The sequence below is a fragment of the Microbacterium ureisolvens genome (assembly GCF_015278315.1).
In the GTDB taxonomy this organism is placed as follows: Bacteria; Actinomycetota; Actinomycetes; order Actinomycetales; family Microbacteriaceae; genus Microbacterium; species Microbacterium ureisolvens.
Window position 1 is genome coordinate 403423 of record NZ_JADIJE010000002.1, and the last position, 18770, is coordinate 422192.

20 protein-coding genes are annotated in these 18770 nt (G+C 70.5%); 14 read left to right on the forward strand and 6 right to left on the reverse strand.

What is annotated here, in order from left to right:
- Window positions 1–38: 38 nt before the first annotated feature.
- From IM767_RS04105 to IM767_RS04115, 3 genes are read left to right on the forward strand one after another with little or no spacing between them, the layout of a single operon-like run.
- Window positions 39–1868 carry an ABC transporter ATP-binding protein gene (locus IM767_RS04105; RefSeq protein WP_204161318.1) on the forward strand — a complete coding sequence of 610 codons (1830 nt, stop codon included), beginning with the start codon at window positions 39–41 and terminating at the stop codon, window positions 1866–1868.
- Window positions 1865–3568: an ABC transporter ATP-binding protein gene (locus tag IM767_RS04110; protein ID WP_109211788.1), complete on the forward strand. Its 1704-nt coding sequence runs from the start codon at window positions 1865–1867 to the stop codon at window positions 3566–3568. The genes IM767_RS04105 and IM767_RS04110 overlap by 4 nt, the downstream gene beginning before the upstream one ends.
- Window positions 3565–4374, forward strand: a complete 810-nt coding sequence (locus IM767_RS04115) for a helix-turn-helix domain-containing protein (RefSeq protein WP_109211787.1) — start codon at window positions 3565–3567, stop codon at window positions 4372–4374. Before IM767_RS04110 ends, IM767_RS04115 begins: the two co-directional genes overlap by 4 nt.
- A gap of 40 nt (window positions 4375–4414) precedes the next feature.
- On the opposite strand, the gene IM767_RS04120 is transcribed toward IM767_RS04115, so the two are convergent.
- Window positions 4415–5008 (reverse strand): dihydrofolate reductase family protein, encoded by a 594-nt coding sequence (locus IM767_RS04120; protein WP_109211786.1) that lies wholly within the window; start codon window positions 5006–5008, stop codon window positions 4415–4417.
- A 302-nt stretch (window positions 5009–5310) separates the two neighbouring features.
- Between IM767_RS04120 and IM767_RS04125 the strand changes: the two genes are divergently transcribed.
- Both IM767_RS04125 and IM767_RS04130 read left to right on the forward strand, forming a co-directional pair.
- A complete protein-coding gene (locus IM767_RS04125) occupies window positions 5311–6099 on the forward strand; it encodes a helix-turn-helix domain-containing protein (protein WP_162564383.1) in 789 nt (262 codons plus the stop codon).
- 91 nt (window positions 6100–6190) lie between these two features.
- On the forward strand, window positions 6191–7096 hold the full coding sequence (locus IM767_RS04130) for a Rossmann-fold NAD(P)-binding domain-containing protein (protein ID WP_109211784.1): 906 nt from the start codon (window positions 6191–6193) through the stop codon (window positions 7094–7096).
- A gap of 28 nt (window positions 7097–7124) precedes the next feature.
- Here the strand turns inward: IM767_RS04130 and IM767_RS04135 are convergent, their stop codons facing one another.
- Window positions 7125–7712 carry a VanZ family protein gene (locus IM767_RS04135; RefSeq protein ID WP_109211783.1) on the reverse strand — a complete coding sequence of 196 codons (588 nt, stop codon included), beginning with the start codon at window positions 7710–7712 and terminating at the stop codon, window positions 7125–7127.
- A 146-nt stretch (window positions 7713–7858) separates the two neighbouring features.
- Between IM767_RS04135 and IM767_RS04140 the strand changes: the two genes are divergently transcribed.
- A complete protein-coding gene (locus tag IM767_RS04140) occupies window positions 7859–8440 on the forward strand; it encodes a TetR/AcrR family transcriptional regulator (RefSeq protein ID WP_109211782.1) in 582 nt (193 codons plus the stop codon).
- Here IM767_RS04140 and IM767_RS04145 read toward each other — a convergent pair.
- Both IM767_RS04145 and IM767_RS04150 read right to left on the reverse strand, forming a co-directional pair.
- Window positions 8406–9836: an MFS transporter gene (locus IM767_RS04145; protein WP_109211781.1), complete on the reverse strand. Its 1431-nt coding sequence runs from the start codon at window positions 9834–9836 to the stop codon at window positions 8406–8408. The genes IM767_RS04140 and IM767_RS04145 overlap by 35 nt on opposite strands.
- Window positions 9837–9932: 96 nt before the next feature.
- Complete coding sequence (locus tag IM767_RS04150; protein ID WP_109211780.1) at window positions 9933–10178, reverse strand: hypothetical protein; 246 nt, start codon at window positions 10176–10178, stop codon at window positions 9933–9935.
- A 173-nt stretch (window positions 10179–10351) separates the two neighbouring features.
- Between IM767_RS04150 and IM767_RS04155 the strand changes: the two genes are divergently transcribed.
- From IM767_RS04155 to IM767_RS04170, 4 genes are read left to right on the forward strand one after another with little or no spacing between them, the layout of a single operon-like run.
- A complete protein-coding gene (locus IM767_RS04155; RefSeq protein ID WP_109211779.1) occupies window positions 10352–11068 on the forward strand; it encodes an ABC transporter ATP-binding protein in 717 nt (238 codons plus the stop codon).
- A complete protein-coding gene (locus IM767_RS04160; protein ID WP_198425642.1) occupies window positions 11065–11814 on the forward strand; it encodes an ABC transporter permease in 750 nt (249 codons plus the stop codon). Before IM767_RS04155 ends, IM767_RS04160 begins: the two co-directional genes overlap by 4 nt.
- Before the next feature lie 3 nt (window positions 11815–11817).
- On the forward strand, window positions 11818–13038 hold the full coding sequence (locus IM767_RS04165) for a sensor histidine kinase (RefSeq protein WP_109211778.1): 1221 nt from the start codon (window positions 11818–11820) through the stop codon (window positions 13036–13038).
- Complete coding sequence (locus IM767_RS04170; RefSeq protein ID WP_109211777.1) at window positions 13035–13664, forward strand: response regulator; 630 nt, start codon at window positions 13035–13037, stop codon at window positions 13662–13664. The genes IM767_RS04165 and IM767_RS04170 overlap by 4 nt, the downstream gene beginning before the upstream one ends.
- 14 nt (window positions 13665–13678) lie before the next feature.
- On the opposite strand, the gene IM767_RS04175 is transcribed toward IM767_RS04170, so the two are convergent.
- A complete protein-coding gene (locus IM767_RS04175; protein WP_162564382.1) occupies window positions 13679–14032 on the reverse strand; it encodes an SdpI family protein in 354 nt (117 codons plus the stop codon).
- Between the two features lie 128 nt (window positions 14033–14160).
- Between IM767_RS04175 and IM767_RS04180 the strand changes: the two genes are divergently transcribed.
- Genes IM767_RS04180 through IM767_RS04190 form a run of 3 tightly spaced genes read left to right on the forward strand, consistent with a single transcriptional unit; the run spans window position 14161 to window position 16872 of the window.
- Window positions 14161–15303, forward strand: coding sequence for a 3-oxoacyl-[acyl-carrier-protein] synthase III C-terminal domain-containing protein (locus IM767_RS04180; RefSeq protein ID WP_109211775.1), 1143 nt, complete (start codon window positions 14161–14163; stop codon window positions 15301–15303).
- Window positions 15300–15998, forward strand: coding sequence for an iron-containing redox enzyme family protein (locus IM767_RS04185; RefSeq protein WP_109211774.1), 699 nt, complete (start codon window positions 15300–15302; stop codon window positions 15996–15998). Before IM767_RS04180 ends, IM767_RS04185 begins: the two co-directional genes overlap by 4 nt.
- A gap of 22 nt (window positions 15999–16020) precedes the next feature.
- A complete protein-coding gene (locus IM767_RS04190) occupies window positions 16021–16872 on the forward strand; it encodes a DUF6999 family protein (RefSeq protein ID WP_109211812.1) in 852 nt (283 codons plus the stop codon).
- A 46-nt stretch (window positions 16873–16918) separates the two neighbouring features.
- On the opposite strand, the gene IM767_RS04195 is transcribed toward IM767_RS04190, so the two are convergent.
- On the reverse strand, window positions 16919–17491 hold the full coding sequence (locus IM767_RS04195; protein WP_109211773.1) for a TetR/AcrR family transcriptional regulator: 573 nt from the start codon (window positions 17489–17491) through the stop codon (window positions 16919–16921).
- 81 nt (window positions 17492–17572) lie between these two features.
- Between IM767_RS04195 and IM767_RS04200 the strand changes: the two genes are divergently transcribed.
- The gene (locus IM767_RS04200; RefSeq protein WP_109211772.1) at window positions 17573–18769 is read left to right on the forward strand and encodes an MFS transporter; all 1197 of its coding nucleotides are present in this window, start codon (window positions 17573–17575) and stop codon (window positions 18767–18769) included.
- Window position 18770: the final 1 nt, after the last annotated feature.

Consider the following 18770-nt stretch of genomic DNA (forward strand, 5'->3'; position numbering starts at 1 on the left):
TCCGTTGACAGACGCAAGGAGTCTCGATGAACCGGCCGGTGAGCTCTGAACCGATCGGCACCGCGTCCGCGAGTCGCGACGCGCGGAGAGGGCCCGACGACACGACGGGGGAGCGCTTCTCTCGCAGCGCCTCGTCGGCCGCACGTCGCTACGCCCCCCACTTCATCGGTGTCGCGGCGCTGGAGGTCGTGGGCGCGGTCGCCGGTCTTCTCCCACTGCTCGCGGTGGCCGAGCTGGGCCGGATCCTGCTGTCGCCGTCGCCTGCCGAAGGGGGCGTCTGGACGGTCGTCGCCATCGGCATCGCGGGCGTGGTGCTGAATGTCGTCTTCGGCGCCGCGTCGGGGATGCTCGGGCATCTGCTGGACGGCCGTGTGCAGCTCGCCCTGCGCAGGCAGCTCGTCCAGCACCTCGGGAAGGTTCCGCTCGGATGGCTGTCGTCGCGTCGCGCCGGCGAGTTGAGCAGGATCGTGGGCGACGACGTCGGCGCGCTCCACCCGTTCGTCGCCCATATGCCGGCGCAGATCGCGTCGGCGATCGTCGTGCCGTTGGTGTCGCTCGCCTACCTCCTGACGATCGACTGGAGATTGACCCTCGTGAGCCTGATCCCCGTCGCGGTCGCGCTCGCGCTGGTCCCGTTCCTCATGATGCCCGCGCGCACGCGCGAGCAGACACAGTACGAGGGCTCACTCGCACGGCTGTCGAACGTTGTCGTCGACCTGGTCCAGGGCATTCCCGTCGCGAAGACGTTCGGGGAGGGCGGAAATGCGCAGCGGGCGCTCCTGTCCGCCGCAGACGAATTCGTGGGCGTCTTCTCGACATGGGTGCGCGGCATGTCGCCCGCCGCGGCCGGCATGCAAGTCGCGCTCTCGGCACCGTTCGTGCTGCTCGTGGTGTCGGTCGGCGCGCTGTGGCTGATCGGGACCGGCGGGGTCGAGCCGCCCGACGTGCTGCCGTTCCTGCTCCTCGGTCTGGGGCTGACGGCGCCGGTCGCCACCCTCGGTCACGGGTTCGACGACCTGACCGCGGCCGGGAGGGCGCTCGGGCGGATAGAGATCGTTCTGCGAACCCCCGTCCTCGACGATCCGACAGATCCACGGATGCCGGTGGGCGGACGTGTGGACTTCCGCGACGTGCGCTTCACCTATCCGGATGGCGAGGAGGTGCTGCGCGGCGTGAACCTGACTCTCGAGCCCGACACGCTGACGGTGCTCGTGGGCTCGTCGGGCGCCGGCAAATCGACGCTCGTCCGGCTGCTGCCGCGCTTCTTCGACGTGACCTCCGGCTCCGTGTCGGTCGGCGGAGTCGACATCCGCGACATCGCCGCCGATGCGCTGTACCAGCACGTGTCGTTCGTCTTCCAGGAGGTGCAGCTCCTTCGGGCCTCGGTCTTCGACAACATCGCGCTCGGAAAGCCCGGCGCCTCCCGCGAAGAAGCGGTGCGGGCCGCCCGGCTCGCGGGAATCCACCAGCGAATCCTGCAGCTGCCGCGGGGATATGACACCGACCTCGAGGCCGAGGCGACGCTGTCGGGCGGCGAAGCCCAGCGGATCACGATCGCGCGAGCGCTGCTGACCGACGCGCCGGTGCTCGTGCTCGACGAGCCGACATCCTTCGCGGACCCTGAGACCGAGCGCCTCCTGCGCCGCAACCTCCGCGAATTGCGGCGAGGTCGCACCATCCTCCTGATCTCGCATCGCAGTGAGGCCGTGGCCGACGCGGATATCGTCGCCGTTCTCGAGGACGGCGTGATCGTGGAGCTCGGCCCGCCGCACGCGCTCCCGTCGACGGACGGCCGGTACACCGCGCCGCGACGAGCTCACACCATCGCATCGCCGAGCGCAGGCTCGGGTGAGGGGGAACGCCGATGATCCGTCTGCTTTTCGATGTGCTGGGAGACCAGCACAGCCGGAGCCTGCGGCGCACCGTGCTGCTGATGGCGCTCACGTCGGTGGCGGAGGGACTGGCGCTCGGGATGCTGGTGCCTCTGCTTCGTGCGCTTCTCTCCGACGATCCCTCGCAGGCCATCCCGTGGCTCATCGCCGACGCCGCGGCCGTCGCGCTCTACGGATCGCTGCGATTCACGAGCGACCTGTTCGGCATGCGGGTCGGCGTGGGCATGCTGCGTGGCATGTATCGCCGGCTCGCCGAACAGCTGGTGCGTCTGCCCCTCGGCTGGTACCGCGCTGATCGCGTCGGCGAGGTGTCGGCCATCGTGAGCCGCGACCTGCTGCAGTCGCTGGCTGTGACGGCGCATCTGCTGGCGCCCTTCGTCCGTGCGCTGGTGACCCCGCTCACGATCGTCGGCGTCGTTCTCTTGGTCGACTGGCGGTTGTCCGCGGTGGCCTTGATGACCGTACCCCTCGTCGTCATCGTCCAGCGGTGGGCGGCTCGCTTCAACGCCGGCCTCGACGACGAGCGCGCCGAGCGTGATCGGGAAGCGACCGGGCGGATCATCGAGTATCTGCAGGCCCAGCCGGTTCTTCGGGCGGCGGGCCGCAGCGGAGAACGGCATCTCGCGCTGGACGAAGAACTCACCGGACTGGAGCATCTTTCGCGCAGACGGGTGTTCGCCACCGTGCCGGACGCGATGGGCTCGGCGGTCATCGTGAGGGCGGCATTCGCCGCTCTCCTGACGTTCGCCGTCTATCTCTCGCTGGGCGGCCGGCTGGAACCGGCCGAGGCTGTCGCCCTGCTGGTGCTCGCCGGTACCGCGACCGAACCGCTGCTGTCGCTGACCGACACCTCAGCCGGCTTGAGATCGGCGAGAGGATCTCTGCTCCGACTGCGCGGCATCCTGACGAGCCCGCCGCTGGCGGTGCCCGCACACCCCATGGTTCCTCTCCGCAACGATCTCGAACTGGATGCCGTGACGCACGCCGCGGACGGACGTCTGGTGATCGAGGACTTCACGCTGCAGATCCCCGAAGGGCAACGCCTCGCGGTCGTCGGTCCGTCCGGGGCGGGGAAGAGCACGCTGCTCACGTTGATCGCCCGGTTCCAGGATCCCGACGAGGGCGCCGTGCGCATCGGGGGCATCGACGTTCGGGAGGTCGCCGAGGACGCCCTGATGGCGCAGATCGCGATCGTCTTCCAGTCGGTCTACCTCTTCGACGGCACGATCGAGGAGAACATCCGCGTCGGCCGTCCCGATGCCGACGAAGCGGACGTGCAAGCCGCTGCCCGCGCTGCCGGTCTCGACGAGGTCATCCGACGGCTCCCGGCAGGCTGGGACACGCCGGTAGGCGAGCGGGGCAGTGAGCTCTCTGGCGGCGAGCGCCAGCGCGTCTCGATCGCTCGGGCTCTTCTGAAGGACGCGCCCATCGTGCTCCTGGACGAGATGACCTCCGCGCTCGACCCCGCGACCGATGCCGCCCTCCGAGCGAGCATCGAAACCTTGATCGCCGGCCGAACGGTCGTCATGGTCACCCACCGGGTAGAGGACGCCGGCACGGCAGAACGTGTCGCGTTCGTCGAGGGCGGACGGCTAGCCGCGTACGGCACCCACGCCCAGCTGATGCAGGGCGGCGGTCGCTACCTGGAGTTCTGGGGCGCCGAGGTGCGCGCATGATGCTGCGGGATCCCGACGAGGCGACGGGCATCGCGGTCGGCAGCTTCCTCCGCGCGCGCCGAGACGCCGCATCGCCACCGGAGACGGTCGGACTGAGGAGGGTCTCGGGCCTGCGGCGCGAGGAGGTGGCAGGGCTCGCTGGGGTGAGCGTCTCGTACTACACGCGCATCGAACAGGGCGCCGTGAGCGCGACCGCCGAGGTACTGGAGGCGATCGCTCGGGCCCTGCAGCTGTCGCCTGACGACAGGGAGCACCTGCGCGACCTGACGAGAGCCGGCCGCGCCGGCCGCGATGCCGAGATCGGCGCACCGTATGAGCTGGACGACGGGCTCCGCCGGACTTTGGCGGCCCTGCACGCCGTGCCGGCCGCGGTGCTCGCGTTCGACATGAGCATCCTGAGTTGGAACCGCCGAGCGCACGAGATGTTCGCGCCGATGGTGGACTTCCACGCACCGGCCTCCAGCGCCCGGCCCAACTGGGCAGAGCTGCTCTTCACCGATCCGTACTGCCGCTCGCTCTTCCGGCCGTGGGAGCCCGTCGCGCTCGATATGGTCGGCCGGCTCCGGGCGTCACTGGCGAAGCACCCGAACGAGCCGGTGCTGCGGTGCACGATCACACGGCTCCGGGCGCGGAGCGCCGAGTTCGAAGCAGTGTGGCGACGCTACCCGGTGAGCATCACGCCGCTCGGAGTGGTGAGACTCGATCATCCGGCACTCGGACCATTGGTCTTGCGGGACACCGTGCTCCGGGTCGGCGGTGCGTCGGACCAGCTCCTGTTCATCTTCCATGCCGTGCCGCAGGCGTGATGGCCGGGGTCGCCGCCGTGGCGACCCCGGACCTGAGGGCTCAGCGGACGATGCGGTAGCGCAGGTGCGCGACGGTGCTCGCCACGCGCCCCCCGATGGGCTCGAGCAGCGTGCCCTCGACGCCCTCGAGCAGTCGTGCGCCACCGCCGAGGATCACCGGCGCGATGTGCACGCGCAGCTCGTCGACGAGCCCGGCGGCGAGGTACTGGTTTACCGTCTGCGCGCCGCCGGCGATGTCGATGCGGCCGTCACCGGCGGTCTCCTCCGCCAGGCGAAGGGCCTCGCGGATGCCTCCGGTGACGAACGTGAACGTGGTTCCGTCGAGCGCGAGAGCGTCGCGTTCGTGATGGCTGAGGACGAAGACGGGGGCGTGGTACGGCGGCTCAGGGCCCCACCAGCCCTGCCAGTCGAGATCGAACGGCCCGCGGTCGGGCCCGAACATGTTGCGTCCCATGATGTAGGCGTCGGCGCCGGTGATCTCTGCGAGCTCGGCCGCGTTCTCGTCGGCAGCGTCGAACATCCATGTCGTGATCGCGTCGGACAGGCCTTCGCCGAACGGTGCCGACGCGCTCTGCCGTGGTCCGGCGACGTAGCCGTCCAGCGAGATGTTCATGTCTGCGGTCACGTAAGCCATGTGTTCTCCTTCATTCCTCGAATCGTCGGGAGGGCGCGTCCTCTGCGCCTCGTGCATCAGGGACGGCCCGCGTCCATCCCAGGATGGAGCGAGTCGCGAAGGTCAGCCAGACCAGGTCTTGGTCAGGGAGATCGGCCTGCCTCGGTCACCGGGGCGAGAGGCATCGCCTCACCGTCCGGCCATTCTCGGGTGGATTCATGCCACGCGGCAGCCCAGGCGGGGTCCTGCGGCACCAGATGCGACCGCTGCAATACGATCGTATTGTGGCGGTGGCTGACGCCGCTGGAAGTGAGGCGGACGCGATGAACGACGTCGTGGTGGGCGACTTCCTCCGTGCGCGGCGCGACGCCGCGCGCCCGCTCGACACCCCGGGGAGGCGACGGGTCGCCGGCCTTCGGCGCGAGGAGGTGGCCGTGCTCGCGGGGGTGAGCGCGTCGTACTACACCCGCATCGAGCAGGGGGCGGTATCGCCCACCGCCGAGGTGCTGGATGCCATCGCGCGTGCGCTGCAGCTGTCGACCGAGGACCGGGAGTACCTCGCAGACCTGACGCGCACCGCCCGTCATCGTCCGCGTGACGCCTCGCAAGACGCGCCGCACGTCGTCGACGACGGACTGAGCCGCACGCTCGCCACCCTGCACGCCGTTCCCGCCGCCGTGCTCGCGTTCGACATGAGCGTGCTGGCGTGGAACCGCAGAGCGCATGAGATCTTCGCGCCGCACGTCCCGTTCGATGCGCCCGCCACGGCATCACCCCCGAACTGGGCGGTGCTGCTCTTCACCGATCCGTACTGCCGCTCGCTGTTCGCGCCGTGGGGGCCGGTCGCGCTCGACATGGTCGGGCGCCTGCGCGCGTCGCAGGCGAAGCACCCCGATGAGTCGCCTCTCGAGCGCGTGATCCTGCACCTTCAGGCGGTGAGCCCGGAGTTCGCCACGCTGTGGCGCCGTCATCCGGTGCGCCTGAGTCCGCTCGGCGTCGTGCGTCTCGATCACCCGACGCTCGGCCGACTGGTCCTGCGAGACACGGTGCTGCGCGCGAACAGCGCGGCCGGCCAGCTGCTGTTCGTGTTCCACGACGTGCCGCAGGCTTGACCGCGAAGACCGCAGGCGTACTGGGTGACCGCCGGCGGGGTACCCGGATCCCGGGCTGGTTGAAGGGCGGGTCACTGTCGAACCTGAAGCCATGACGATTACTCCAGACCGATTCCAGGACCTGACCCGCCGCACCGTCGTGCTCGGCGGCACCGGCACGACCGGCCGCCGCGTGGCTGCGCGGCTCTCCGCCGCAGGGGTGCCCACGCGCGCCGTCGGGCGTTCCACTCCGATTCCGTTCGATTGGACGGATGCCTCAATCTGGCGCCCGGCCGTCGATGAGGCCCGCGCCGCCTACGTCGCCTATTCGCCGGATGTCGCAGCCCCCGGTGCGACGGAGGTCATCGCGGAACTCCTCGAGACGCTGCACGGCGCCGGCGTCGAGCATGTGACCCTCCTGTCGGGGCGCGGAGAGCCTGCGGCGAGAGCGGCGGAGCTGCTCGTCGAGAACTCGGGGCTGTCGTGGGCGGTCGTGCGGTCGGCCTGGTTCGCGCAGAACTTCAGCGAGGGCTACCTGCGGCCGGCCGTCATGGGCGGAGTCCTGGCGATTCCGGCAGGCGGAGTCACCGAGCCGTTCCTCGACGTCGACGATCTCGCGGCCGTGGCCGCGGCCACGCTCACCGATGCCCGCCATGCCGGGCGGGTGCATGAGCTCACCGGACCCGAACTGCTCACGTTCGACGACATCGCGGCGACGCTGTCGCGGGCTGCCGCGCGTCCTGTGGTGTTCGCCGATGTCACTCGCGCCGACTTCATAGACGGGGCGATCGCCGACGGCATCCCTGAGGACGTCGTGGTCGTGCTCGACCACCTGTTCTCGGAGATCCTCGATGGACGCAACTCCTCGTTGACGGACGACGTGGAGCGGGCGCTCGGGCGTCCGGCGACGCCGTTCGCCTCCTTCGCCGAAGCGGCCGCGCGGGCCGGGAGCTGGTCCGATGCCGGTGGCGCCTCGCCGTCGGGGGCGCCGGTCGCCGACGCCGCGGCGGCCCACTGATCGGTCCACCCGAGGGCAGGGGAGCGGGTCATCCCGGCATGGCGGCAGAGGACGGGCGCTCCACGACGACATCCCGTTGCGGGCCGTAGTGCAGCGGAGAAGCGATGAACGCCACCACCGCGACGAGTGCGAGCGCTGAGACGATCACGCACACGCGAGTCATGATGGGCGGCGTCCGCTCGCCCGCCGTTCGACGCACCGCGACGAAGATCGCCCATCCGAGGAGGGCACCCCCCGTGTTGACGATGAGGTCGGTGGTGTCGAAACTGCCCGTCGAGATCAGGTGCTGCACGATCTCGAGCGCGAGGCTCGCGCCCAGCGCGCTGACGCCGGCTCGCCACCACGTCCAGGTCGGCGCCAGCGCGCCGATGAAGAGGCCCAGTGGTACGAACAGAACGAGGTTGATCAGCATCTCGGCCGGCGTGCTCGCCCCCGCATCGCCGCTCGGCACGAACGGCACGAGCTTGATCGGGCGGGCAAGCCCCGCGGCGTCGCCGATCCAGGGAGTCTCGAGCTTCCAGAGAATCACCCACGCGAGCAGCACCGCGTACACGAGGAGGGCGACGATCACCACGACGCGGCCGCGGCGCGAGGGGAGGTGGGACGGAGTGGTCACAGCGCATTCTCCCGCGAGATCCTCTGCGCCGGCCGAGCCTGTGCGCCTCGGTCTCCTCGCCGGTCGGCCCTTCCCCGTCGGTCGAAGCGGCTCGCTCCGGGGGCGACGCCGTAGGGTGAAGACGAGCTCGTTCGAGGAGGGCGTCGATGTCCACCGCCAGCACCACGCGCAAGCGCGCCGACGCCCGGCGCAACATCGAGTCGATCGTGGAGGCAGCGACATCGCTGCTCGCAGCCGACCCCGACGCCAGCATGCTCGCCATCGCTCAGGAGGCGGGCGTGGGGCGGGTCACACTGTACGGCCACTTCGCTTCACGTCCCGCGCTCATCGCCGAGGTCGCGGCGCGCGCGATCGCGCACACCGACGAGGCGCTGAACGCCGTGGACACCCACGGCGACCCTCGAGAGGCGATGGAGCGACTGCTGGTGGCGACGTGGCAGCTGACGTTCCGCTTCGGCGGAATCGTCGTCGCGGCCAACCAGGCGCTGCCGCCCGATGCCGTGCGGAAGGCGCACGAAGAGCCCGCGCGACGCGTCCGGACTCTGCTCGAGCGCGGCCGCGACCAGGGGGTCTTCACGACGGCGATGCCCGTGGAGTGGCAGCTCACGACCATCCAGGCCGTGCTGCACGCGGCATCCGCTGCCGTCCATCGAGGTGAGATCACCGCCGACGAGGCGCCCCGGCTCGTCTCGGTCACGGTTCTGGCCGCGCTCGCTCCGCAGGGCTGAGGCCGCGCCACCAGGCCGCGGCCGTCCGCCCGGGCAGCAGCGCGAAGGCGAGGGCCGTCGAAACGACCGCGACGACGCCGAGAAGCCAGAACCCCTGGTTGTAGGCGGCGAAGCTCTCGCCGGCGATGCCGGCCGCGACGATGCTCGAGACCGCCGAGACGCCGGTCGCCGCGCCGAACTCGTGGAACGTGCTGAGAGCTCCGGAGCCGACGCCCGCATCCTGCGGCGCGACCGCCGAGAAGACGCTCGTCGCGGATGCCACGAAAGCCAGCCCGATGCCGAGTGCGGCGAGGCTCATCCCGACGACGAGCAACGTCATGCTGACAGTGGTCGCGGCGAGGAGGGAGGCCGCAGCGGCGATGGCCAGGCCCGAACCGCCGACGACCCGGACGCCCAGCCGCACGACCGCGCGGCCGCCGAGCTGCGCACCGACGATCGATCCCAGGGCGACCGGGAGGAATACCAGGCCCGTGTCGAGCGCCGAGAAGCCGTGCACCCGCTGGAAGATGAACGACCCGAGGAAGAACACGGCGATCATGAGCGCGGTGGCGACGAAGATCAGCCCGAACCCCGCCGCCACCGGGCGCCGCGCGAGCATCGTCGGATCGATCAGCGGGTGCCGGGCGGCGCGCTGGCGCCAGACGAAGGCCGCGTAGCCGAGCGCGGCGGCGACCACGGGAACCAATGTGGCCGGGGTGCCCCACCCCGCGTCTCCGGCGTTGACGAGTCCGAGGATCAGTGCTGCCGTCGCGGCTGTCACCAGGAAGGCGCCGATCCAGTCGAGTGCGCCGCCCGGTGCGCTCAGCCTCGGCAGGGTGCGGGCGAGTGCGATGAAGAGGATCACACCGATCGGCGCATTGATCCAGAACACCCACGGCCACCCCGGCCCCGCGGTGAGCGCGCCGCCGAGCAGCACCCCCACAGCGGCGCCGGCGCCGCCGAGGGCCGACCACACGCCCAGCGCCTTCGCGAGTTCCGCGCCCTGGAAGATGCGCGCCACGACCGACAGTGCCGCCGGCGAGAGGGCCGCCGCGCCCAGTCCCTGGACGGCCCGCGCGGCGAGCAGGGTGGCCGGATCCGCCGCGAAGCCCGCGAGCGCCGAGGCGATCGTGAAGACGCCGAGACCGACCAGCACGACGCGGCGACTGCCGTATACGTCGGCCGCCTTGCCTCCGAGCAGCATGAACCCGCCGAAGACCAGCGCGTAGACGCTCACGACCCACGTCAGCGTGCCGCGGCTGAGTTCGAGCTCGGCCTGCATCCGAGGCAGGGCGAGCGCGACGACCGTCACGTCGATGATCAGCATCAGCTGCGCGGTGGCGAGGAAGCCCAGCAGCAGCCAGCGCCCGGAGACGGTGCTCGCGGGGGCGGTGGTGGATCGTGCGGAACGAGACATGCTTCCTCCTAAGTCGGATTGTGGTGTTCGAGTTCGAAAGCTAACATGAACAGGTGTGTACGACAACGGTGTCGGCAGGCGGCGCGTGGCTCGTGATCAGAACGGGCGGATCGCCACCCACATCGCCATCTGGCGAAGCATCTCCGCCTCGCGCTCCCGGCGTGCGTTCTCGAGCAGCCGGCGGTGGTGGTGCTCTTCGGGGGTCATCGGCTCCGGCGCGACCCTCCAGCGCAGCAGTCGATCGCGCAGGGTGCGCCGCGGCGTGCGCCCGGACGCCTGTGCGTCATCGCGGATGCGGCTGGACGTCTCGATCGTCTGGAGCAGGAGTTCGTTGTGCGACATGGGGAAAGACTCGCGAGGACCGCGGGCAGCGGCATCGCGCGACCGGACAGAACTCGGTCTCGCATGTTCGACTTGCGTATCAACCGATCGGTGGATCAGAAGGTCATCCACGGCGGGCGCACATCGGCTCACCGGTCGATCCGCGCGGGCACGACCAAGGCGATGCTGAGGTCATGGCGATCATCGAGGTTCAACAGGTCAGCAAGTCGTATGCGGGTCGCAGCGCGCTCTCCGACGTCACGCTGTCTGTCGACGCGGGCGAGATCTTCGGCATCATGGGCCCGAACGGGGCCGGAAAGACCACGCTCGTGGAGGTGATCGAAGGGCTGCGGACGCCGGACGCCGGGTCGGTGCGGGTGCTCGGCATGAACCCGCGAACCGAGCGGCGCCGGCTCAACGAGTCGCTGGGGGTGCAGCTGCAGCACACCGAACTGCCCGCGAACCTCAAGGTCGCAGAAGCGCTCAAGCTCTACGCCTCGTTCTACCGATCGCCCGCCGACTGGCCGGCGGTGATGAGCACGTGGGGGCTCTCGGAGCTCGCGGGCAGGCGCATCGGCAAGCTGTCGGGCGGCCAGAAGCAGCGACTCTTCATCGCATTGGCCCTCGTCGGCGACCCGGAACTCGTGGTGCTCGACGAGCTCACGACCGGATTGGACCCGAGCGCCCGACGGGAGACGCTCTCACTCGTGCGTCGTGTGCGCGACGGGGGAGTGACGGTCGTCCTCATCAGTCATTTCATGGGCGAGATCGAAGCGCTGTGCGACCGTGTCGCCGTGCTGAACCGCGGCACCATCGTGGCCGTCGACACCCCGGCGGCGCTGGCCGAGCGGGTGGCGGAGCGCACCCTCGACGAGGCGTTCGAGAAGCTCACCGGAGGAGTCGGCGAATGACCAGCTCGAACCTGATGCAGGCGGACCGGAGGGCCCCGCGGAGCACGGCGACCGCGCAGCTCACCATCGTGGAGACGAAGCTGCTCGCCCGTGAGCCCGGCGCGCTCTTCACCTTCGCGATTCCGGCGTTCATCCTGATCGTGTTCGGCGGCTCGGTCGGGCAGGCCGACGTGACGCTGCTGCCGATGACCCTCGCGATCTCGGTCGGCCTGGTCGCGCTGTACCTCATGCCGACCACGCTCGCCACCTATCGCGAGAAGGGGATCCTGCGCCGGCTGTCCACGACGCCGGTGCGACCGGGCATCATCCTCGTGGTGCAGCTCATCCTGCAGGCGGCGGTCGCGCTCGCGAGCGGGCTGCTCCTCGTCGCCGTCGCCGCCGTCGCGCTCGGAGTGCCCGTGCCCGCCGACCCCTTGGCATTCCTCATCGTCTACGCCCTCGGCATCCTGTCGATGTTCTCGATCGGGCTGGTCATCGCCGCCGTCGCGCCGAGCGGCATGGCCGCCAACGGCATCGGCGTGCTGCTGTTCTTCCCCCTCGCGTACCTGGCCGGGCTGCTCCAGCCCGTCGCCCTGATGCCCGCTACCATGGTGCGCATCGGGGAGTTCACGCCCCTGGGCGCGTTCCGTCAGGCCCTGCACCAGGTCTGGACGGGCGCTTCGCTCGACCTCGCGCCGCTGGTTCTCATGGCCGCATACGCAGTGGTGCTCAGCCTGGTTGCGGCCAAGCTCTTCCGCTGGGAGTGACCGATGGGCCGGCAAGCCGCAAACCTCGTGGTCGTGGAGCAGCAGCTCGAGCGGGTGATGACGGTCGTCCCCTACGTCCTGCTGGTGCTGTCGATGGCGCTGTCGCTCGTCGCGGGGTCTTCGTCGTGGCACGACCAGCTCGTCACGCTCGGCATCGCGCTCGTCGCGGGGCTGTGGATCTGGCTGATGTCGAGCGTGCGTCCGCCCGGACCGCTCTTCGTCTGGGGGCTCATCGGCCTGATCGCCGTCCTGGCGTTCCGCGATCCGTGGTTCGCGGGCTTCTTCGGCTTCGTCGGCTACCTGCAGTCATGGCACGTCCTGCGCGGCGCATGGCGGATCGTCGGCGTCGCGGTGACCGCCCTCGTCACGATGACGCCGCTCCTGGGCGGCGTCATCGCGCTGACACCCCTGGGAGCGCTCGTCTACGCCCTGGTACTGGTGGCCCTGGTCATGCTCGTGGCGCTGTTCAGCCTGTTCGGCGACGTCACGGCCGAGCGCGCCGACGAGCGCACGCGGATCATCGCGCAGCTCGAGGAAACCCTCCACGAGAACGAGCAGCTGCAGCAGCTGCTGATCGATCAGGCCCGGGAGGGCGGCGCGAGAGACGAGCGGGAGCGGATCGCGATGGACATCCACGACACCCTGGCGCAGGGGTTCACGGGCATCATCACGCAGCTCCAGGCCGCGGAGCGATCGGCCGACCGGCACGACGACGCCGACATGCGACACCATCTGGGGCTGGCGATGTCGCTCGCGCGCGGCGGCCTCGACGAGGCGCGGCGCTCGGTGCGGGCGATCGGCCCGCGGATGCTGGATGCCGCGCACCTTCCCGAGGCGATCACCACCCTCGCCGCCGAATGGAGCGAACGCAGCGGTGTGCGCGCCGTCGTCCAGACGACGGGCAACGCACAGCCTCTCCACCCCGAAGTCGAGACGACGCTCCTGCGTGTGGCGCAGGAGGCGCTCGCCAATGCGGCGAAGCACGCTCACGCCACCCGCGCAGGCGTCACGCTGTCGTACATGGGAGATCTGGTGTCGATCGACATCCGCGACGACGGGCGGGGGTTCGATCCGGCGGCCCACGAGACGCGCGGCGGCTTCGGGCTCATCTCGATGCGCGAACGCGCTGCCCGCGTGGACGGCTCGCTGGCGATCGAATCGGCTCCCGGCTCCGGAACCGCGGTCTCGGCCACCCTTCCGGCGCTCTCGAGGGATGGCGCATGACCGTCGCCACCATCCGCGTCATGATCGTCGACGATCACCCCATCGTCCGCGACGGCCTGCGCGGCATGTTCGCCGGCACGACCGGCATCGAGGTCGTCGCGGAGGCGGCTGACGGATCGCGCGCCGTCGACCTAGCGCTCGCGCTGGACCCGGACGTCATCCTGATGGATCTGCGGATGCCGCGGCTCGACGGCGTCGCCGCGATCCGCCGTCTCGCGGACCTGGGTTCGCGGTCCCGGGTCGTCGTGCTCACGACCTACGACACCGAGGCCGAGGTGCTGCCCGCGATCGAGGCGGGTGCGACGGGCTACCTGCTGAAGGATGTCGCGACCGACGACCTCCTCCGCGCGGTCGAGGCAGCGGCGCGCGGCGAGGCCGTCTTGGCGCCGGCGGTCACAAACCGGCTCATGGGGCGTCTGCGTGAGCCCGAGCCCGCACTCACCGAGCGCGAGCTGGAGGTGCTGGGGCTCGTCGCCCAGGGGACGACCAATCGCGACATCGCCGCCGCGCTCTTCCTCAGCGAGGCGACGGTGAAGACGCATCTGCTCCACATCTACGCGAAGCTCGGCGTCACCGATCGCGCCTCTGCGGTAGCCGTCGGCTTCCAGCGCGGGCTCCTGCGCTGATCTCGCCGGACTGGTCAGACGGCGAGGGCGGCGCGGTTCGCGAGGACCGCTCCCCACAGTGTGAACGCGATCATGGCGAGGGCGCCGAGCAGCACGACGCCGACGACGACAGGCAACGGAAGCGGAGTCAGAGCGGAGGCGGTGCTGGCCAGCGCGCACCATCCCGCGATCTCGGTGGGTCGCCGCGCCGCCCGGTGCCCGGCCAGCCACGCCTCGTCGCTCGCGAGCGTGGAGGGCAGCCGGACGCCGGCGAGCTGATTGCGCCCCAGCCGTCCCGACGCCGCCGCGCGGGCCAGCCACAGCATCAGCAGTCCCGCCCCGACCATCACGGGGAAGAGGATCGCCCGCGCCACGATCTCCTCACTCACCCCTCCAACGTATCGGCCGCCGCCCCGCCCGCCGCATCGGCCGGGGCGCCACGGGAAGCCCGGCGGTGAGGCAAGACCTGCTTGCAGAGGCATCCGTTTCGCGGGCCGGCTGGCCTAGTCTCATCACCATGGGGACGACCGCGCACGCCTATCTGACGGGGTTCGGTCGCTACCTGCCCGGTGAGCCGGTCGACAACGACGCGATCGTCACGCGCCTCGGCGGCGACGATCCGGTGACCGACCGCATCCGGCGCCGCATCCTCGAGTCCAACGGCATTCGTCAGCGGCATTACGCGCTCGACGAGCACGGCGAGCCGACCGAGCTGAACGAAGAGCTCGCGGTCAAGGCGCTGCTGGCCGCGTTCGACGACCGCGGCATCGATGCGACCGACATCCGCATGCTGGCCTGCGCCACCACGATGGGTGATGTGCTCGTACCGGGATTCGCGTCGATGGTGCACGGGCGTCTCGGCGGGGGACCGATGCAGCTGCTCTCGGCGTCCGGCGTCTGCGCCTCGAGCCTCGCCGCCCTCGATGCGGCCGTCAGCAAGATCCGCCTGGGCGATCATCCGCGCGCCGCCGTGGTCGGCTCCGAGCTCGCCAGCCGGAGCCTGCGGCAGCGCCGCTATGACGGCATCCGAGCGGGAATGGACTCGCACTTCCTGCGCTGGATGCTGTCAGACGGCGCCGGGGCGGTCGTGGTCGAATTCCGGCCGCATCCGGCCAAGCCGTCGCTGCGGGTCGACTGGGTGCGGCAGGTGTCGCTCGCCCACGAGCACGACGTCTGCATGCGGGCCGGCATGACCGGCGCCGAGCCGGTCGTCGGCGGAACGTGGCAGGACCGCGCGATCGACGACGCCGACGCCGCCGGGATGTTCCTCCTCCGGCAGGACGTCGGAGTGCTGGACGACCTCGCGGATGCCGGGATCCGGCAGTTCGAAGAGCTCGTCGACATCGGACTCGTGGACGTCCGCCACCTCGACCACGTCGTGTGCCACTACAGCACCAACGTGTTCCGCGACGTGGCGTTCGACGCGCTGCAGCGCCGCATCCCGACGCTCGACACCGATCGCTGGTTCTCGAACCTCGAGACGCGGGGCAACACCGGCTCGGCGAGCATCTTCATCGCCCTCGAAGAGGCGTGGCGCACCGGCCGGTTCGCGGTCGGCGAGACGGTGCTGCTGGCCGTGCCCGAGTCGGGGCGGTTCTCATTCGCATTCGCCCACCTCACGGTGGTCGCCCCGCCCGGACAGCAAGGAGCCCCGACATGACCACCTCTGCTACCACCGTCCCCGCCGATTCGCCCGCGGATGCCGCGAACCTCTTCGAACGGCTCGCCGACGTGTGGGTCGAGCTCGAGGAGCGCCTCGCGGATGTGCCGGTGCTGCGCCGGCTCGCCGAGGGCACGGTGACCCTGCACGACTACGAGCGGCTGCTGTTCAACCTCCGGCAGCAGGTCGTCGACGGGTCGCCGTGGATCTCGCGGGCGGCGTCGAACTTCGACATCGATCACTTCGCGCTGCGATCGGCCGCGATCCGCCACGCCGAGGAGGAGCACCGCGACTATCTGATGATCGAGCGGGACTACGTCGCGATCGGCGGCTCGCTCGACGCGCTGCGCGCCGGCCGCAAGAACGTCGGCTCGGAGGCGCTGTCGGGGTACATGTTCCATTACGCCGACCAGCCGAACCCGGTGGGACTGCTCGGGGCGATGTTCGTCATCGAAGGACTGGGCGCGAAGCGCGCCGCCGGCTGGGCGGCGCGGTTCCAGGAGGTGCTCGGCCTGGCCGACAACCAGGTGCACTTCATGCGCTACCACCAGGATGCCGACAGCGCGCACACCGGCGACCTCGAGGCGATCCTCACCTCGGGGATCATCGACGAGCGGGAGGCCGATGAGGTCGTCCGGTGCGCCCAGGTGGTCGCCCGCCTCTACGCGCTGCAGCTCGAGGAACTGGACCGCTGACGTGGCGGCGCCGCGGCCGAGCATGCCGGAGTTCGTTCGCTCGGACCCGAGCATGTGGGAGGCGGTGTACGCCGATCCCTCCGTCCCGCTCGATCGCGCGCTGGTGCGCCAGATCATCAACGACCAACGGCGCCTGTCCCGGCGCTGGTTCTATCCGATCGCGCGGGTGTTCTCACGAGTGCTCGTCGCGCTCATCTCGATCGTCAAGCGCGTGCTGCCCTTCCGGTGGATGCCGCTGCGCACGATGGACACGCTGTGCGTCTGGTTCCTGCGTCGCTTCGTCGCGCCCGGTGCCGTCGAGCTGCTGATCCGCCACTTCGTGGTCGAGACGAACCTCGTCAACTTCATCATCCGCAACACGGCCGTCGACATGGCGCCTGTCGAACTCCGGCCCGAGACGCTTGCTGGTCTGGGCGACTCGGCCGTGGTGGAGCACGACGTCAACGTCTACGACGTGCTCATCGCGCTGGACGGGATACCGCTCACGCCGCCGGCAGCGCTCGACTTCGCGCAGCTCGACATCCCTCCGCTCGATGCTGAGCGGGGCCGCCGGCGCTACCAGCGGCTCGACATCCAGACCGCGTTGTGCTTCATGAACATCCCGTTCTCGATGGCGCTGACGGTGGAGGAGTACCGCCGCGCCGTCCACTCCATCCGGTTCGACGACTCGTTCCTCGAGATCCTCGCGCTCATCACCGGCGACGACACCTTCCGCCACTGGAAGCTGGCGGGGATGAGCCTGTGGATGGACTCCAACGTCGACGTGCCCCGGATGGTCTACCGCCACGCCCTCGTCTGCGAGTACGCCCACGCGCACCTGGTGAAGCTCGCGGGTGGGGCGTACCCGCGGAACACCGCCGCCGAGTTCGACTGAACGGCCGTCCGCCGACGACTCGTCTCGCCGTCGGACCCCGGTCGCGTCAGACCGCCGCCGGGTCCACGTCCGGCTCGAAGCGGTCGACGATGGTCTGCACCACCGCCGCGACGTAGGAGCGGTCCAGCGGCTCCGCCTCCCAGGCCTGGTGCATAGGCCACGCCTCGACGAGGGCGTCCAGGGCCCGCGCCGTCGGCTCGGTGAAGTGCAGCCCGAGGCTCGCGCGGCTGACCAGGAGCCAGTCGCGGCAGAGGTCGTGGACCCTGGCGTTGTAGTTGCCGAACCAGTACATCTCGAAGAGGGCCCGCACCTCGTCGGTCGTCGCGTACGACCCGCAGATGAGGTCGACGACGGCCGCGCAGGCCTCGGCGCGGTCGCGGGCGGACTCCATCGTGGCGCGGTACTGCAGCGCCATCCGCTCCGAGAGCGTCTGGAAGGCGTGCTCGAGGATGTCGGAGAGCCCGTCGAAGTAGTACGTCAGCGATCCGAGCGGCACCCCCGCACGCGCGGCGATCGCACGGTGGCTGGTCTGATGCACGCCGCGCTCGGCGATCACCGCGAGCGCGGCATCGATGATCCGCTCGCGACGAGCGGGATCGTTCGCACCCCGTGCGACCATGTCGGGCCTCGCCTCCGCTCCGTGATGTGTACGATGGTACAGGTTCGCTGTGTACGTCTGTACACAAACCGAAGGATCTCCATGCTCTCCACCCTCCGTGCGCGCCGCCTCGCACTGGCCGCTCTCTTCTTCGTGCCGGGCGTCGGCATCGCATCATGGGTCACCCGCACCCCCGACATCCGTGATCTGCTGAGCGCCTCGACCGCCGAGATGGGTCTGGTGCTGTTCGGCCTGTCGCTCGGGTCGATGGTCGGCATCCTGTCGTCGGGCCCGCTGGTGGCGAGGCTGGGCGCGCGCCCGGTCATCGCGGTCGGCGCGGCGGGCATCGTGCTGAGCATGCCCGTGATCGGCCTGGGCGCCGCGGCGGGCAGCGCCATCGCGGTCGCCGTCGGCCTGTTCCTCTTCGGCGCGGGGATGGGCGGCGGCGAGGTCGCGATGAACGTCGAGGGTGCAGACGTCGAGCGCGTCGCCGAGCGATCGTTCCTTCCGTTCCTGCACGGATGCTTCAGCCTGGGCACCGTCGTCGGCGCGGTCATCGGCATCTTCGCCACCGCCGCGGCGTTCCCGGTCGCCTGGCACCTCGTGCTCGTCGGAGCGCTCGCCCTGATCGCCGTGGTGTTCGCGGTGCCACGGCTGCCCGCCCACACCGGGCGCGCAGCGGCGAGGCACGCGACGCCGGAGGCGGCATCCGCTCGTCGCGCCCTGTGGAAGGACTCGCGCCTGCTCCTCATCGGCGTCATCATCCTGGCGATGGCCCTGGCGGAGGGAACCGCGAACGACTGGCTGCCGCTGGTGATGGTGGACGGTCACGGCTTCGATGCGGCGCTCGGCTCGACGATCTACGCGGTCTTCGCGGCGGCGATGACGATCGGCCGGTTCGCGGGCGGCTGGTTCATCGAGCGCTTCGGACGCCCCGCGGTGCTCTGCGCCAGCGGTGTATTCGCGGCCGTAGGCCTCGCGCTCGTCATCTTCGTCGACAACCAGATCGTGGCCGCCGCAGCCGTGCTGCTGTGGGGGCTCGGCGCCTCGCTCGGCTTCCCGGTCGCGATCAGCGCGGCCGGGGATTCGGGACTTGACTCGGCGGCGCGGGTGTCGTTGGTGGCGACGGCGGGCTATGTCGCGTTCCTCGTCGGCCCGCCGGCGCTCGGATTCGTGGGCGACGAGTTCGGTCTGCGCGCGGCACTGCTGATCCCCATGGCGTTCGCCATCGTCGCCGCGTTCGTCGCACCGCTGATCGGAGACCGCCGCCGCGCGCGAGCGCTGGTCGAGCAGCGCTGAG

Bases quoted from the DNA above. Each gene is read 5' to 3' on its own strand.
- IM767_RS04110 (WP_109211788.1), top strand. From the start codon at position 1,865: ATGATCCGTCTGCTTTTCGATGTGCTGGGAGACCAGCACAGCCGGAGC.
- IM767_RS04115 (WP_109211787.1), top strand. From the start codon at position 3,565: ATGATGCTGCGGGATCCCGACGAGGCGACGGGCATCGCGGTCGGCAGC.
- IM767_RS04120 (WP_109211786.1), bottom strand. From the start codon at position 5,008: ATGGCTTACGTGACCGCAGACATGAACATCTCGCTGGACGGCTACGTC.
- IM767_RS04125 (WP_162564383.1), top strand. From the start codon at position 5,311: ATGAACGACGTCGTGGTGGGCGACTTCCTCCGTGCGCGGCGCGACGCC.
- IM767_RS04130 (WP_109211784.1), top strand. From the start codon at position 6,191: ATGACGATTACTCCAGACCGATTCCAGGACCTGACCCGCCGCACCGTC.
- IM767_RS04140 (WP_109211782.1), top strand. From the start codon at position 7,859: ATGTCCACCGCCAGCACCACGCGCAAGCGCGCCGACGCCCGGCGCAAC.
- IM767_RS04145 (WP_109211781.1), bottom strand. From the start codon at position 9,836: ATGTCTCGTTCCGCACGATCCACCACCGCCCCCGCGAGCACCGTCTCC.
- IM767_RS04150 (WP_109211780.1), bottom strand. From the start codon at position 10,178: ATGTCGCACAACGAACTCCTGCTCCAGACGATCGAGACGTCCAGCCGC.
- IM767_RS04155 (WP_109211779.1), top strand. From the start codon at position 10,352: ATGGCGATCATCGAGGTTCAACAGGTCAGCAAGTCGTATGCGGGTCGC.
- IM767_RS04160 (WP_198425642.1), top strand. From the start codon at position 11,065: ATGACCAGCTCGAACCTGATGCAGGCGGACCGGAGGGCCCCGCGGAGC.
- IM767_RS04165 (WP_109211778.1), top strand. From the start codon at position 11,818: ATGGGCCGGCAAGCCGCAAACCTCGTGGTCGTGGAGCAGCAGCTCGAG.
- IM767_RS04170 (WP_109211777.1), top strand. From the start codon at position 13,035: ATGACCGTCGCCACCATCCGCGTCATGATCGTCGACGATCACCCCATC.
- IM767_RS04180 (WP_109211775.1), top strand. From the start codon at position 14,161: ATGGGGACGACCGCGCACGCCTATCTGACGGGGTTCGGTCGCTACCTG.
- IM767_RS04185 (WP_109211774.1), top strand. From the start codon at position 15,300: ATGACCACCTCTGCTACCACCGTCCCCGCCGATTCGCCCGCGGATGCC.
- IM767_RS04190 (WP_109211812.1), top strand. From the start codon at position 16,021: ATGCCGGAGTTCGTTCGCTCGGACCCGAGCATGTGGGAGGCGGTGTAC.
- IM767_RS04195 (WP_109211773.1), bottom strand. From the start codon at position 17,491: ATGGTCGCACGGGGTGCGAACGATCCCGCTCGTCGCGAGCGGATCATC.
- IM767_RS04200 (WP_109211772.1), top strand. From the start codon at position 17,573: ATGCTCTCCACCCTCCGTGCGCGCCGCCTCGCACTGGCCGCTCTCTTC.